Source organism: Gordonia zhenghanii, assembly GCF_021738965.1.
Taxonomy (GTDB): domain Bacteria; phylum Actinomycetota; class Actinomycetes; order Mycobacteriales; family Mycobacteriaceae; genus Gordonia; species Gordonia zhenghanii.
In genome coordinates, this window is sequence record NZ_JAKKOQ010000001.1 from 73,785 (window position 1) to 86,435 (window position 12,651).

Genomic DNA, 12,651 nt, shown 5'->3' on the forward strand with positions numbered 1-12,651 from the left:
TCCGAACGAACTACAGTCGGAGGGTGTGACAACTTCCCGAGTGACACCGTACGACGCCACTTTCACCTACGCCGAGTCCGAGCGGGTCCGATCGTCGATCGTGACTGCATACGCATTCGATGAGAGCTCCGTCGACTCCGCGGAACTCGTCGATCAGGTCGCACGGCGCGCCGCTGCCGTGTTGCGCCTTCGCCAGCGAATGGTCCGGGCACACCTGGACATCGGCGACGCCTATTGGACCGAGGTTCCGAATTTCGACGCGCGCACGCATATCGAGGCCCGCCCCTCCATGGGGTGGGAGAGGCTCGTGCGCTTCATGACCGACCTGCACGAACTCGACTTCGACCACGACCGCCCGCTCTGGCGCGTCTACATCGTGCGCGACGTGAAAGGCGTCGAACCGACGGGCCGCCCCTGCACCGTGGTCGTGCTCCGCTTCCACCATTCGATGGCGGACGGAATGGGTGTGGCGTCGATCGCCCGATCGTTGTTCGGACAACCACTGGCACCGGCCGCACCTACCACCGAAAACGGGCCGGTGAGTCGCGGCAAGATCACCGCCATCGAGTTCGCTCGGGGATTCATCCGACCGTTCCTGATCGTCGCTGACGTCTGGCGATTGTTCACGGTGAGCCGGCGCGCCGCCAAGGACCGGAAGGCGGGCGTGTGGACGATGCCCGACGCGCAACCGCGCGCCACCGCGGTGAACCAACCGTGCGGTCCCGACCGGGACTCCGCGATCATCTTCGAGTCCGTCAGCCGAGTACGCCGCGTCGCCCACTCCATCGGATCTATGTCGGTGAACGACGTGGTACTGAGCGTTATCGGCCGCTCGATGGCCGCACACCTCGGCGAGCCGGAGCAACCACTCGCCGCAAGTGTCCCCATCTCGGTCAGGGACCTCGTCGATCCCGCCATGCGGAACGCACTGGGATTCGGGACCGTTCCCCTGAGCCCAGATCTCCCGTTCGAGGAGCAGGTCCAAGCCGTGCATGATCGTGTCCGGTCCGAGCGCACTCGGCTCAATCTCCCGACTTTCGCTGCCATGTATTCGATCCTTCCGCGCCTGCCGGGATTCGCGTACCGCCTCCTCTACCGGCGCGGACAGGCGCGTGAGGCGCGAGGCCCCAAGCCCGGTCCCACACAGCTGCGCATCAGCACCATTCCGAAGGGCCCGTCGGACTCGTGGACCCTCGCGGGCCAACTCGGCGTCGCCTGCTTCGGTGTGACACCGGTGGCCGACGGACTGGGCGTCAACCACACCGTCTCGACCTTCGGCGACAACCTGGCGATCGGAATCATGGCCGACCCCGCGCAGCTAAACGACCTCGACGGCTACGTCGCCACTCTCCGCGCGAACCTCGACGAGGTGATCGCCTCATACGGGCGCTCCGCCTGACTCTCACTCCCCGCGCGACACGTAGTACGGGCGGGGACCGCGCCACCCGTACTTCAGGGAGGCCAGACGCGCCACGATCACCAGCAGCGCGCAGATCAGCCCCATCCATCCGCGATACCAGTCGAAGGCCATGAGCGTGGACGCCACGACGGCTCCGGCGAACGCGGGGATCGCGTAGAGCGGCTCGTCGGTGCGCAGGATCGCGGGCACTTTCCCCGACAGGACGTCGCGGATGATGCCGCCGCCGACGCCCGTGGTGAAGCCGAGCAGAGCCGCGACCGTCGGCGACGCACCCCACGCGTGGCCCACGGTGGCGCCGACGACGACGAACATGCCGAGGCCGATCGCGTCCGTGACGTCCAACGGCCACCGCGTCAGCCGCGGCGGCGGATGCCAGAAGAAGATGATCAGGCCGGTGGCCGCCGCAGCCGCGAGGAACTTGAGGTCGGTGAATGCAGTCGGCGGGGTGTTGCCGACCATGATGTCGCGAATGACGCCGCCGCCGAGCGCCGTGCTGACAGCCAGAAACACGATGCCGACGATGTCCAGGTTCCGTCGTACGGCCAGGAGCGCGCCGGACGCCGCGAACGCGACGGTGCCGATCATCTCGCCGACCTCTTGGACGACCGATGCCGCATGATCGATGTCGGCGGCCAACACCGCCTGCGCAACGCTCATCGACGTCTCCTCACCGACTGGCTTGTCCTTCATGTGGAGCGTAGTCACCCCCGCACGAGCGGCCCGCACCTCGGTACAGTGAACCTGTGAGGCAGTTGTCCCCCGGCGAGAATCAGCCGCTCCCGTCATCGACGATCCGTGTGCAGGTCCGCTCGGCCTCCCCGGTGAACACGTCGGCAATCCTCGTGACCGACAACGGACGCGTCCGCTCAGACGCCGACTTCGTCTTCTACAACCAGCCGTCCGCACGCGGTGTGCAGTACCGCGACGAAGGCTCCGTCGACACGGTCACCGTCGACACCACCGCCGTCGATCGCGACGTGTCGACGATCGCTGTCACCGCGAGCCTCGACGGCACCGGCCCCAGTTCGTTCGCAACCGCAGGAGCGCTGCAGGCGACAGTGTTCGACGCCGCGGGCACCGCGGCCGCCGACTTCACCGTTCCCGGACTGACGAGCGAGACCGCCGTCGTCTGCCTCGAGGTGTATCGACGCGGCGACCAGTGGAAGGTCCGCGCCGTCGGACAGGGCTACGACAACGGGCTGTCCGGGCTGGCGACGGCGTTCGGCATCACCGTCGATGACGACCCCGCGCCGCAGAACGCACCGCGCATGACCGATCCTCAGCCGTGGCCGCCCACCGCCAGTCCCACACCGCAACCGCCGACACCGTCGCCGGTCCCCAATCCCGCCGTGGCCCCCGTCGCCGCGGGCCGTACCCCAGGAGGGTCCATGCAGAGCGAACTCTTCGCCCCCGACCACGCCGAAGTACAGGCGCAGGGCATCACGAAGCAGGGCAGCAAGATGTGCCGCGTCGGACTCAACGGCGACGTGATGGCCCGTCAGGGTTCGATGGTCGCTTACCAGGGCGACCTGCACTTCGAAGCGCTCGGTTCAGGCGGCATCGGCCGAATGGTCCGCCAGGCCGTAACCGGTGAAGGCGTTCCACTGATGAAGGTCTCCGGTCGAGGCGACCTGTTCCTCGCCGACAACGCCTCCGACGTCCATCTGATCGATCTCGACGGGTCGGACGGCCTCACCATCAACGGCTCCAACGTGCTGGCCTTCGAGCCGTCCCTCCAATACAACGTCGAGCGCATGAACGGCGCGGGCGCGATGAGCAATGCCGGCATGTTCAACTGCGTGTTCACCGGTCGCGGCCGGATCGCCATCACTACGAACGGCTCCCCCGTGGTGCTGAACGTCGCGGGCGACACCTACGCCGACCCACAGGCCGCCGTCGCGTGGTCCTCGAGTCTGCGGACGTCGGTCAAGACCAACGACAACTTCGGCCTCAACACGCTCCTCGGACGCAGCACCGGCGAACGATTCACCCTAGCGTTCGCCGGACAGGGATTCGTCGTCGTCCAACCGTCCGAGCAGCCGCCCGGCGGTTTCATCGGCGGCACTGGCCAGGGCAAGGACGCCGGAGTCGGTGGAGCGCTCGGCGGCTTCCTCGGACGCTGAGAGTCGCCGATGCGGACCCAGAAGCGCGAACTCTTCCGGGCATCGTGACCTGGCTCTTTCAAGGGCTTCTTGAAACTGGCATCGACCCCGACCCCGGGTGCTGATACCCCTCGTCACGACTCCAGAATCACCCGCAACGCCGACGCGAACTCGCCGGCGTCTCGCCCGCCCAGGCGCGCGTAGTTCAGCACGAGCCCGGACACCGCGTGCTGCGAGGATTGACTGCTCAGTGATCTCGTCCGCCACCCGGCCGCCTCGAGCGTACGAACCACCTCGTCGTCGTCACGTTCCGGCAGCAGCACGCACAGGTGCAGGCCTGCTTCGACCCCGGTCACCGCGAGGTCGGGACACTCCCGGCCGAGCGCCGCGACGAGCCGCGCCCGTCGGTCGCTGTAGACGCGGGCGGCCCGCGCGAGATGACGATCCATCGCGCCCGATCCGATGAACTCCGCCAACGCGTCGGCGGGCACGGACGACGGCCCCCGACGGTGCACCGCGAGCCACCGCTCGACGTCGCGGCGCAGTGCGGTCGGCGGCAGACACCAGGCGACGCGCAGATCCGGTGACACGGACTTAGACGACGTGCCCACGTACGCCACGCTCTCGTCCCCGCCCGGCAGGGTGACGAGCGCGGGCAGCGGAGCGACGCCGTAGCGGAACTCTCCGTCGTAGTCGTCCTCGATCACTAGAGAACCAGTCCGCCGTGCCCACTCGACCAACGCCACTCGCCGGTCCACGCTCACCCGGTACCCGAGCGGATACTGGTGTGCAGGCGTGGTGAACACGATGGTCGGTTCGTCGCCGAGGTTGGCGACGTCGAGTCCGTCGGGGTCGGCGGGATGGAACCGAACAGGGAGTCCGTGTTCGCGGGCCATGAGCACGGCTCCGCGATATCCGGGGTCCTCGATGTGAAACACAACCGGGCGGTGAGCGGCGAACGCGGCGCACAGCGCGGCGACCGCCGATCGCGAACTGTCGAACAGGATCGGGTCCGCCTCGGCGATGCCGCGGTGTCGCCGCAGATGCCCGGACAGTGCCGCGCGCAGCGTGGGGCTCGGCTCCTCCCACGGGTTCAGTCCGGACAGTCCCGCGGCCGCGGCAGCCCGCATGGCGCTGCGCCAGGCTCGCCCGTCGACCAGCGCCGCGTCGGGAATTCCGGGACGAAGGTCTCGCTGAGATCGCCCTCGTCGCCGTTCGACGTCAGGTCCGGGACCGGCGTCGTCCCGTCCGCGAGTGCGCGCCCCGGCCTGCGCGGCCTGCACCGCTCCGGCGCTGACGCATGTGCCCGAGCCGTGCTCGGAGACGACGAAGCCTGCGGCGACCAGTTCGTCGAACGCGCGCACCACCGTGCCTCGAGAGAGTCCAGTCTGCTCGGCGAGCGCCCTACTCGACGGGATTCGGTCGCCGTCGGCGAGGGCGCCGTCTGCGATGCGGTCGACGATCGCGTCCACCAGATCCGCAGCACCCGCCACGTAACCGAGGACGAGCGAACCGGGACGAGGACTGCGGGGCATGACGCCAGCATAGTGGTCCTGCGAAATTGGCAGAAGTGGATCTACCGTCCCCACCACTTAGACGGTGGAATAGCGGTATGACAGCGTTCCGACAGTCCGACCGTCTCCGTAACGTCCGCTACGACGTCCGTGGCCCCATCCTCACCGAGGCCATGCGCCTGGAAGCCGAAGGCCACGACGTCCTGCGTCTCAACCTCGGCAACATGCACCCGTTCGGGCTCGAGGCGCGCCCCGAGATTGTGGACTCCATCGCCGCGAGTCTCGCTCCCGCGCAGGCATATTCGGACTCTCGCGGGATTCGTCCCGCGCGGGAGGCCGTCGCCGACCATTACCTGCGGCACGGCATCGACGGGGTGTCCGCCGACGCCGTGTTCCTGGGCAACGGCGTCAGCGAGCTCATCACGCTCACCCTCCAGGCGCTCGTGAACCCCGGCGACGAGATCCTGGTGCCCGCACCCGACTACCCGACGTGGACCGGCGCGGTGAACCTGACCGGCGGGGTGCCGGTGCACTACCTGGCCGATGAGTCGAACGGGTGGAATCCGTCCATCGAGGACATCGAGTCCAAGGTGACTCCGCGGACCACCGCGCTCGTCATGATCAACCCCAACAATCCGACGGGCGCCGTATACAGCGAGGAGACCGTCCGCGGGATGGCCGACGTCGCACGCCGCCACGGGCTGATCCTGCTCAGTGACGAGATCTACGAAGAACTGATCTTCGGCGACGCTCGCCATCACTTCGCTGCGCGTGCAGCGGGCGACGACGTCCTGTGCCTGACGTTCGGCGGCTTGTCGAAGGCCTACCGTGTGTGCGGCTACCGCGCAGGCTGGGTGGTGGCGACCGGGCCACTCCACCTCGCGACCGATCTCCTCGAAGGCATCACGCTGCTGTCCAACATGCGCGTCTGCCCCAATGTGCCCGGCCAGTACGCCATCCCGGTCGCGCTGGGTGCGGGCACGCCCGGCTCACCCCTGCCCGCCGACATCATTGATCCCGACGGACGACTGGAGAACCAACTCGCGCGGACGGCCGAAGCGCTCAACGCGATCCCCGGCGTCAGCTGCGTCCCACCGCGCGGAGCGTTGTACTGCTTCCCGCGCATCGACCGAGAGATGTTCGGTGTCGACGACGACGAGGAATTCGTCCTCGACCTGCTCCGCACCAAGCACATCCTGGTCACGCACGGCACCGGGTTCAACTGGCCCGAACCGGACCACTTCCGGATCGTGTGTCTGCCCGACGAGCAGGTACTTCACCGCGCCGTCTCCACGATCGGCGACTACCTGTCCGATCGGCGTCGCTGACACGGCCACCGAACGCAGAACACCGTCGGCCCCGTCTCCTGACAAGGGAGACGGGGCCGACGGTGTTATTGCAGTTGTTCTCGGATCAGCGCAGAGAGAGGATCCGAGAAGAAGTCACCAGCTCGACTTCTGCACGCCCGGCAGCTCGCCTGCGTGAGCCATGTCGCGCAGGCAGATGCGGCACAGGCCGAACTTGCGGTAGACCGAGTGCGGACGTCCGCACTTGTTGCAGCGCGTGTAGGCACGCACGGCGAACTTCGGCTTCTTGTTGGCCTTGTTGACCAGAGCCTTCTTTGCCATGTCAGTTGTCCTTAGCGTTGTTGTCCTTGAACGGGAAGCCCAGCGCGCGGAGCAGCGCACGGCCTTCGTCGTCCGTGGTGGCCGAGGTGACGACGGTGATGTCCATGCCGCGCGGCCGGTCGATGTTGTCGATGTTGATCTCGTGGAACATCGACTGCTCGGTCAGGCCGAACGTGTAGTTGCCGTTGCCGTCGAACTGACGGTCGCTCAGGCCACGGAAGTCGCGGATACGCGGGAGGGCGATCGACACGAGGCGGTCGAGGAACTCCCACATACGGTCGCCACGCAGCGTGGTGCGGGCGCCGATCGGCATGCCCTCACGCAGCTTGAACTGGGCGATCGACTTGCGTGCGCGACGGATCTCCGGCTGCTGGCCGGTGATCAGAGCGAGATCGGCGACGGCGCCGTTGATCAGCTTCGCGTCACGGGCAGCGTCGCCGACGCCCATGTTCACGACGACCTTGACGACGCCCGGGATCTGCATCACGTTGGCGTAGTTGAACTCGGTGTTCAGCGATTCCTTGATCTCGTCACGGTAACGCTGCTTCAGCCGCGGCTGAACTTTTTCGGTTGCGGTCATGATCAGATGTCCTTCCCGGTCTTGCGCGAGATGCGGACCTTCTTGCCGGTCTCGTCATCGATGCGGTAACCGACGCGGGTCGGGTTGCCCTCGGAGTCGACGATCATCACGTTCGAGACGTGGATCGGAGCTTCCTGGGTCACGATGCCGCCGGAGCTTGCACCGCGCTCGTTAGCCGAATCTGCGACGTGCTTCTTGATGCGGTTGACGCCCTCGACGAGGACGCGCTCGCGCTTCGGGTAGGACTCGATGACCTTGCCCTTCGCGCCCTTGTCCTTGCCTGAGACGATGACGACTGTGTCACCCTTGTGAATCTTCATAAGGTCAGATCACCTCCGGTGCGAGCGACACGATCTTCATGAAGCGCTTGTCGCGAAGTTCACGGCCGACCGGGCCGAAGATGCGGGTACCGCGCGGGTCGCTCTCGTTCTTGAGAAGCACAGCGGCGTTCTCGTCGAACTTGATGTACGAACCGTCGGCGCGGCGACGCTCCTTGGTGGTGCGAACGATGACGGCCTTGACGACCTCACCCTTCTTGACGTTCCCGCCGGGGATGGCGTCCTTGACGGTGGCGACGATGACGTCGCCCACGCCTGCGTAACGACGCGACGAACCACCGAGGACACGGATGCAAAGGACTTCCTTGGCACCAGTGTTGTCGGCGACGCGCACGCGGGATTCCTGCTGAATCACTGCTTGTCTCCTTGACCTGGATTTCTATGTCCGCCGGATTTCCGACCCGACGCACACGGTCTGTCGCCACCGAATCATGCGCCTGCCTGGGGTTTCGCCGCGTAGCGGCTCTACTCCAGTGGGTTCGCAAGTCGGCTCGCGGTGCACGCACCGCAGGCAACCGGTCTAGTGTAGGCGAAACTGCCGGTCAGGACCAAATCGGTGCATGATCCCGACGTGACGAGATGCCCGTCACTGGGCCGCCGACGCGAGCGTGAACTCCTGGAGTTCGACGGAACCGTCTACGACGACGGAGATCGTCGCGGCGACCGCACGACCCGCGGGCAGAAGTCGGACGGTCACGTCCGTGTTCGGGGCGGCATCGCCGAGGGCAGCGACGGCGGCAGTCTGGACGGCCGTCAGGAGGTCCGCACGCTCGTCGTCGACCAGTGCAGGCGACGTCAACGTGTGGTTGGGCAGGCCGGACTGCGCCGACTCTGCCCGCGCAGAGTGGTCGTCGAGGAACAGCACCCGAACCCCACGACGGCGAGCCGCCCAGGCGGCGTCCGCGAGTTCGGGCACGTCGAGGCCGGGCGCGCGGATCCGGTCCCGCAACTGCGCTTCGGCGAGTCGGCTCTGTTCCAGCCCCTGATCGTCGAGAGGTTCGCCCGCAGCGATCTGCTGAAGCAGTGGCCGCACACGCTCGTCCAGGCGAGCCAACTGCTGATCGCGGACGGCGCGCACAGCGGTGGACGCACTCTCTCGGCGCGACTGCCTGCGCAGCGCGTAGATCTGTTCGGCCCGTGGACCGACGACGGCCGCGAACGCCGTCATCACCAGGAGGACCCCGAGGTTTCCGGGGACCATGATCTCGACGTATTCGAGCGAGTCGGCGCGCACGGTGCCCGTCACCCCGATCGCGGCGGCCAGCACGACGAACGAGATCCAGGCGGCGACCGCCTGGCCGCGCAGGCACAGCAGCGCCCCGACGATCGCGCTCGCGCCGGCGCACGGCAGAAGTCCGCCGCGCATGACGGGTTCCACCGCGACGATCACTCCGACGGCGGCCGCCGCTTCGAGGACCACGACGCTCGCGGCGGAGGCCCGACCGATCGGGCTGCCCGGGGCGCGCAGCGCGACGGCCCACGCCGTCCCCAGCGCGACGAACGCCGCGGTGTAGAGGCCTGGTCGGTCGAGGTCGCCGCTGCTCACGCCGAGGGCGAGGAAACCCGCCCAGACGACGACGGCAGCGATCAGGACGGGACGGCTCTGCAGCCCGACGATCGCCGACGCGTCTTCACGCGGCTGTCCCCGCCACCACGTGTAGCGGGCCTCGGCATCGACGGCGGTCATGGGCGAATCCATTCGATCTCCACGGTGGTCCCCGCACCCGATGAACTGCGGATTCGCGACCGCCCGCCGTCCACCGAGCGCATTCGTTGCCCGACGCTCAACCGCAGCCCGAGCCGGTCGTTGGCGACAGCGTCCGGATCGAAGCCGACGCCGTCGTCGGCGACCACCACGGACACCTGATCGTCGGACACGTCGATGGCGACGACGACGTCGGCGTCGACTCCCGCGTGCAGTCGTGCGTTGCGCACGGCCTCCCCGACCGCTTCGGACGCCGCTCGCGCCATCGACGGCGGAAACCCTCTCGCGTCGTTCAGATCCGTCCGGACGACGGTCTCGACGGTCGGACCGATCGCGGTGCGGACGCGGGCCACCAGTTCCACGTCGGAGATCTGTTCGCCGTCGGCATCGTCCGCGTCGGCCAGCGCGTCGAGTCGGGTGAGCGCCGACGAAGCGAGGTCCACGACCCGCGGATCTCGTGGATCGGCAACGGCGGCCACCAGCGTGGAGATGACGTGGTCGTGGATCAGCCCGTCGAACCGGGCGAGTTCGGCGTTGCGCACTCCCGCAGCCACCAGGTCGGCAGTCGCCGATCGGGACTCGTCCAACGACGCGCCCGCTCGCACCATCATCGCCGTCATATAGACGAACAACGACGTGAAGAGAATGCCGAACACAGCCTCTCCGGCCACCGCTCCCACGTCGGCTCCGGGACAGTGGACCACAGCCACGTATGCTGCCGAACTCTTGCACACGACGAGCACCGCGAATGCTTCACGCATCGGCCGGACCGCCGCCACCGCCACCGCGGGCAGACCGGCGAAGTCAAGCATCCACACTGCGGGTTCGGCGGCGTCGGCGACACCGGCCGCCGCCCACACCGCGGCGCCCGTCACCGCGCCGAGCGGACACAGGACACCGACGAAGAGTGCACGCCGCTGCGGGTCGGCCGCCCACCGAACGCCGAACAGTGCCAGACCGGGCCCGAACACGAGGGCGGTGCCGACCACCGGAAACCAGTCAGCCACGACGCCGTCGGCTTCGGCGACCATGACCGGCAACGTCACGAAGGCGTAGACGATGTAAGCAAGAGCGTTGATCGTCGATATGACGACGAGGATCCGGTCGTGCTCGGCCGATGCGGACACACTCTGACGGCTGGTCTCGAGGTCTTCCGCTGAAGACTTCGAGACCAGCCGTCGGAGTGTGGAGACTGTCGCCACGCGGCGCCTTAGACGACCATCGTCGGTGGCGTCACCAGACGTCGAGTGTGGTGAAGCCGTCCTGCAGGGCGCGAGCCAGCAGATGTGCCTTGGTCGGAGCCGGGCGCCCGATAGCTCCGTACTTGGCGCGGATCCGCGAGATGTGAGTGCTCACGGTCGACGACGAGATGAACAGTCGCGCGGCGGCGTCTTCTTTCGAATCGGAGACCAGCCACGCGAGCAGCACCTCCACTTCGCGCCGCGACAGTGCCGGACGCACCGTCGAGGTATCGGCGACGGCGAAGTACGCCGGCGCGCCGAGCGGCGCCTCCGTGGTGGGTACGCCAACAGCAGAGAGGGAAGCATCAATGGATGCGGCCATCGGCCTGATGTCTACGACGGTCATGCGTCAGTCCTCCTGTGAATACCCGACCAATGGTGTGAAAGTCCCGCTCGGGTTAGACCCCCTCAGGCTCGTTTACAACCGTACGAACACACGACATGGTCCGGTAGACCCAGAACTAGTGACACCTGCTGTCCGATCACCGAGACGGGGGTCACCCGGAGTGCGAACGGTTCGGCATCGGCAGCCATCCGTCCTCGACCGCACGCTTGAACAGATCGAGTTTGGTGTGGGTGGGCCGACCGGCGTCGGCGTACTTCTGCCGGATCCGTTTGAGGTACTCGTTCACCGTGTCGGGCGCGACGTTGAGTTCCCGGCCGACGCTCGCTGACGTCCCGCCGGACGCATAGAGAGTCAGTACGCGCTGCAGTTGCGGACTCAATTCGACGGCGTCGAGGTTGGGGTCGCCGTCGACGGCCGCGGCCCACTCGGTGGTGATGACGCCTTCGCCTGCCGCCGCCGACCGGACCGCATGCAGGATCTCCTCTTCGGACGCCGATTTGAGGACCACGGCGAGAGTTCCCGCGCGGGCCGCAGAGCGCAGCAGGTCGGGATGCTCGCCCGAGGTGTACACGACGGTCCCGATACCGCGTTCAGCGAGCCGTTCGACGTTCTCTCGCGGAGTGGTCCCGTCGTTCAGCCTGAGGTCGAGGATCACCACGTCCAAGCTGTCGGAGGACGCAAGGAGTTCAGACACAGTCGCCGCGGCACAGACGAATTCAAGATCGGGCTGCGGTTCGAGGATCCGGTCGATCCCCCATACCGGCGATGGGTGGTCGTCGACCATCCCCACCCGCACTACCCCTTGCAACTCCGTCACGACGACGTCCTTCTCCACCGGTTCTCCCCTGCCCCGACCAATCTCGCCGAAGTCCTCTATTCAACGTAGTGGATACATACGACAAATCGCGCCTCAACAAATTTCGGGCGGGACTTTGTACCCAATGCCTGCACGTCTACTCAATACCGCCCGGGATCGTTGTTCGTTCGCCTAGCGTCGAGGGCATGCCCGATCCGAACCATCAGGTTCTCGGCACTCACGTGTCGATGCCCGTCCAGATCCGTACTGCCCGATGCTTCGTCGCCGGCTTCTCCGCTTCCGAGTCCGCGGTCCGTTCCGCGATCTCCGCGCGCGGCGACGTCGAACTCGCTCCGCTCCGGATCCGTCCGGGCCGCACCATGTGCATGCTCGTGTTCGTCGACTACGTGGACGGCGACCTCGGCCCGTACAACGAGTTCGGCGTCTGCTTCCTCGTTCAGGATCCGGAGCGTGCGACACCGTCGCCGCTCGCCGCGCTCGGTTCGCTGGTCCGAGGCGACGCGCACGCTCTCATCCACCAACTGCCGGTGGACGGCGAGTTCACGCTCGCTGCAGGCCGGGGCATCTGGGGCTTCCCCAAGGTGCTCGCCGACTTCGAGGTCGACCACGACTCGGCGACCAAGACCGGCCGGGTGAGCCAGGACGGCAAGCTCATCGCCGACCTGGAAGTGCGACGCGGCATCGGCGTGCCCGACAGCTCCTCCGAAGCGGTACTGCAGTCATATGCACAGTTGGACGGCGTCACCCGCCGCACGCCGTGGCGGCTCACGTCGACGAGCGGCACCCGCACCCGGATCGGCGGCGCGAGCCTCCGGCTGGGCAGTCACCCGATGGCCGACGAGCTCCGTCGTCTCAAACTGTCCCGCCACGCCCTCATGACCAGTTCCGTCTCCGATCTCGCGATGACCTTCGAGGACGCTGTCGTCATCGAGTAGCCCACCCCCGCCGGTCGAGCGAAGT

The 12,651-nt window shown here is 67.3% G+C and carries 14 protein-coding genes; 4 read left to right on the plus strand and 10 right to left on the minus strand.

Annotated elements, in window-relative coordinates:
- The first annotated feature begins 25 nt into the window (after positions 1 to 25).
- Entirely contained in the window at positions 26 to 1,399 is a 1,374-nt protein-coding gene (locus tag L5G32_RS19300; protein ID WP_237009037.1) for a wax ester/triacylglycerol synthase domain-containing protein, read from the plus strand.
- A 3-nt stretch (positions 1,400 to 1,402) separates the two neighbouring features.
- Here L5G32_RS19300 and L5G32_RS00395 read toward each other — a convergent pair whose 3' ends face one another.
- The gene (locus L5G32_RS00395; protein WP_237009038.1) at positions 1,403 to 2,110 is read right to left on the minus strand and encodes a trimeric intracellular cation channel family protein; all 708 of its coding nucleotides are present in this window, start codon (positions 2,108 to 2,110) and stop codon (positions 1,403 to 1,405) included.
- Between the two features lie 53 nt (positions 2,111 to 2,163).
- On the opposite strand from L5G32_RS00395, the gene L5G32_RS00400 reads away from it, so the two are divergent.
- On the plus strand, positions 2,164 to 3,543 hold the full coding sequence (locus tag L5G32_RS00400) for an AIM24 family protein (protein ID WP_237009039.1): 1,380 nt from the start codon (positions 2,164 to 2,166) through the stop codon (positions 3,541 to 3,543).
- 113 nt (positions 3,544 to 3,656) lie between these two features.
- On the opposite strand, the gene L5G32_RS00405 is transcribed toward L5G32_RS00400, so the two are convergent.
- The gene (locus L5G32_RS00405) at positions 3,657 to 5,057 is read right to left on the minus strand and encodes an aminotransferase-like domain-containing protein (RefSeq protein WP_237009040.1); all 1,401 of its coding nucleotides are present in this window, start codon (positions 5,055 to 5,057) and stop codon (positions 3,657 to 3,659) included.
- Positions 5,058 to 5,134: 77 nt separating this feature from the next.
- Here L5G32_RS00405 and L5G32_RS00410 point away from each other — a divergent pair, with 77 nt between their 5' ends.
- Complete coding sequence (locus L5G32_RS00410) at positions 5,135 to 6,364, plus strand: pyridoxal phosphate-dependent aminotransferase (RefSeq protein WP_237009041.1); 1,230 nt, start codon at positions 5,135 to 5,137, stop codon at positions 6,362 to 6,364.
- A gap of 114 nt (positions 6,365 to 6,478) precedes the next feature.
- Here L5G32_RS00410 and L5G32_RS00415 read toward each other — a convergent pair whose 3' ends face one another.
- The 8 genes from L5G32_RS00415 to L5G32_RS00450 form a co-directional block, all read right to left on the minus strand.
- Entirely contained in the window at positions 6,479 to 6,664 is a 186-nt protein-coding gene (locus L5G32_RS00415) for a type Z 30S ribosomal protein S14 (RefSeq protein WP_132992042.1), read from the minus strand.
- 1 nt (position 6,665) lies between these two features.
- Positions 6,666 to 7,244, minus strand: a complete 579-nt coding sequence (gene rplE / locus L5G32_RS00420) for a 50S ribosomal protein L5 (RefSeq protein ID WP_237009042.1) — start codon at positions 7,242 to 7,244, stop codon at positions 6,666 to 6,668.
- A gap of 2 nt (positions 7,245 to 7,246) precedes the next feature.
- Complete coding sequence (gene rplX / locus L5G32_RS00425; RefSeq protein WP_237009043.1) at positions 7,247 to 7,564, minus strand: 50S ribosomal protein L24; 318 nt, start codon at positions 7,562 to 7,564, stop codon at positions 7,247 to 7,249.
- Between the two features lie 4 nt (positions 7,565 to 7,568).
- A complete protein-coding gene (rplN, locus tag L5G32_RS00430) occupies positions 7,569 to 7,937 on the minus strand; it encodes a 50S ribosomal protein L14 (RefSeq protein WP_183370362.1) in 369 nt (122 codons plus the stop codon).
- Between the two features lie 231 nt (positions 7,938 to 8,168).
- The gene (locus L5G32_RS00435; RefSeq protein WP_237009044.1) at positions 8,169 to 9,269 is read right to left on the minus strand and encodes a DUF8320 family protein; all 1,101 of its coding nucleotides are present in this window, start codon (positions 9,267 to 9,269) and stop codon (positions 8,169 to 8,171) included.
- Positions 9,266 to 10,489: an ATP-binding protein gene (locus L5G32_RS19305; protein WP_237009045.1), complete on the minus strand. Its 1,224-nt coding sequence runs from the start codon at positions 10,487 to 10,489 to the stop codon at positions 9,266 to 9,268. The genes L5G32_RS00435 and L5G32_RS19305 overlap by 4 nt, the downstream gene beginning before the upstream one ends.
- Positions 10,490 to 10,520: 31 nt before the next feature.
- The gene (locus tag L5G32_RS00445; protein ID WP_237009046.1) at positions 10,521 to 10,874 is read right to left on the minus strand and encodes a helix-turn-helix domain-containing protein; all 354 of its coding nucleotides are present in this window, start codon (positions 10,872 to 10,874) and stop codon (positions 10,521 to 10,523) included.
- A gap of 151 nt (positions 10,875 to 11,025) precedes the next feature.
- Complete coding sequence (locus tag L5G32_RS00450) at positions 11,026 to 11,658, minus strand: LuxR C-terminal-related transcriptional regulator (protein ID WP_237009605.1); 633 nt, start codon at positions 11,656 to 11,658, stop codon at positions 11,026 to 11,028.
- Positions 11,659 to 11,876: 218 nt separating this feature from the next.
- Between L5G32_RS00450 and L5G32_RS00455 the strand changes: the two genes are divergently transcribed.
- Positions 11,877 to 12,626 (plus strand): acetoacetate decarboxylase family protein, encoded by a 750-nt coding sequence (locus L5G32_RS00455; RefSeq protein WP_237009047.1) that lies wholly within the window; start codon positions 11,877 to 11,879, stop codon positions 12,624 to 12,626.
- Positions 12,627 to 12,651 lie beyond the last annotated feature (25 nt).

Excerpts from the sequence above, each read along its gene's own strand:
- L5G32_RS00395 (WP_237009038.1), bottom strand. The coding sequence starts at position 2,110 with ATGAAGGACAAGCCAGTCGGTGAGGAGACGTCGATGAGCGTTGCGCAG.
- L5G32_RS00405 (WP_237009040.1), bottom strand. The coding sequence starts at position 5,057 with ATGCCCCGCAGTCCTCGTCCCGGTTCGCTCGTCCTCGGTTACGTGGCG.
- L5G32_RS00410 (WP_237009041.1), top strand. The coding sequence starts at position 5,135 with ATGACAGCGTTCCGACAGTCCGACCGTCTCCGTAACGTCCGCTACGAC.
- L5G32_RS00415 (WP_132992042.1), bottom strand. The coding sequence starts at position 6,664 with ATGGCAAAGAAGGCTCTGGTCAACAAGGCCAACAAGAAGCCGAAGTTC.
- rplE (WP_237009042.1), bottom strand. The coding sequence starts at position 7,244 with ATGACCGCAACCGAAAAAGTTCAGCCGCGGCTGAAGCAGCGTTACCGT.
- rplX (WP_237009043.1), bottom strand. The coding sequence starts at position 7,564 with ATGAAGATTCACAAGGGTGACACAGTCGTCATCGTCTCAGGCAAGGAC.
- L5G32_RS00435 (WP_237009044.1), bottom strand. The coding sequence starts at position 9,269 with ATGACCGCCGTCGATGCCGAGGCCCGCTACACGTGGTGGCGGGGACAG.
- L5G32_RS00445 (WP_237009046.1), bottom strand. The coding sequence starts at position 10,874 with ATGACCGTCGTAGACATCAGGCCGATGGCCGCATCCATTGATGCTTCC.
- L5G32_RS00450 (WP_237009605.1), bottom strand. The coding sequence starts at position 11,658 with ATGGTCGACGACCACCCATCGCCGGTATGGGGGATCGACCGGATCCTC.
- L5G32_RS00455 (WP_237009047.1), top strand. The coding sequence starts at position 11,877 with ATGCCCGATCCGAACCATCAGGTTCTCGGCACTCACGTGTCGATGCCC.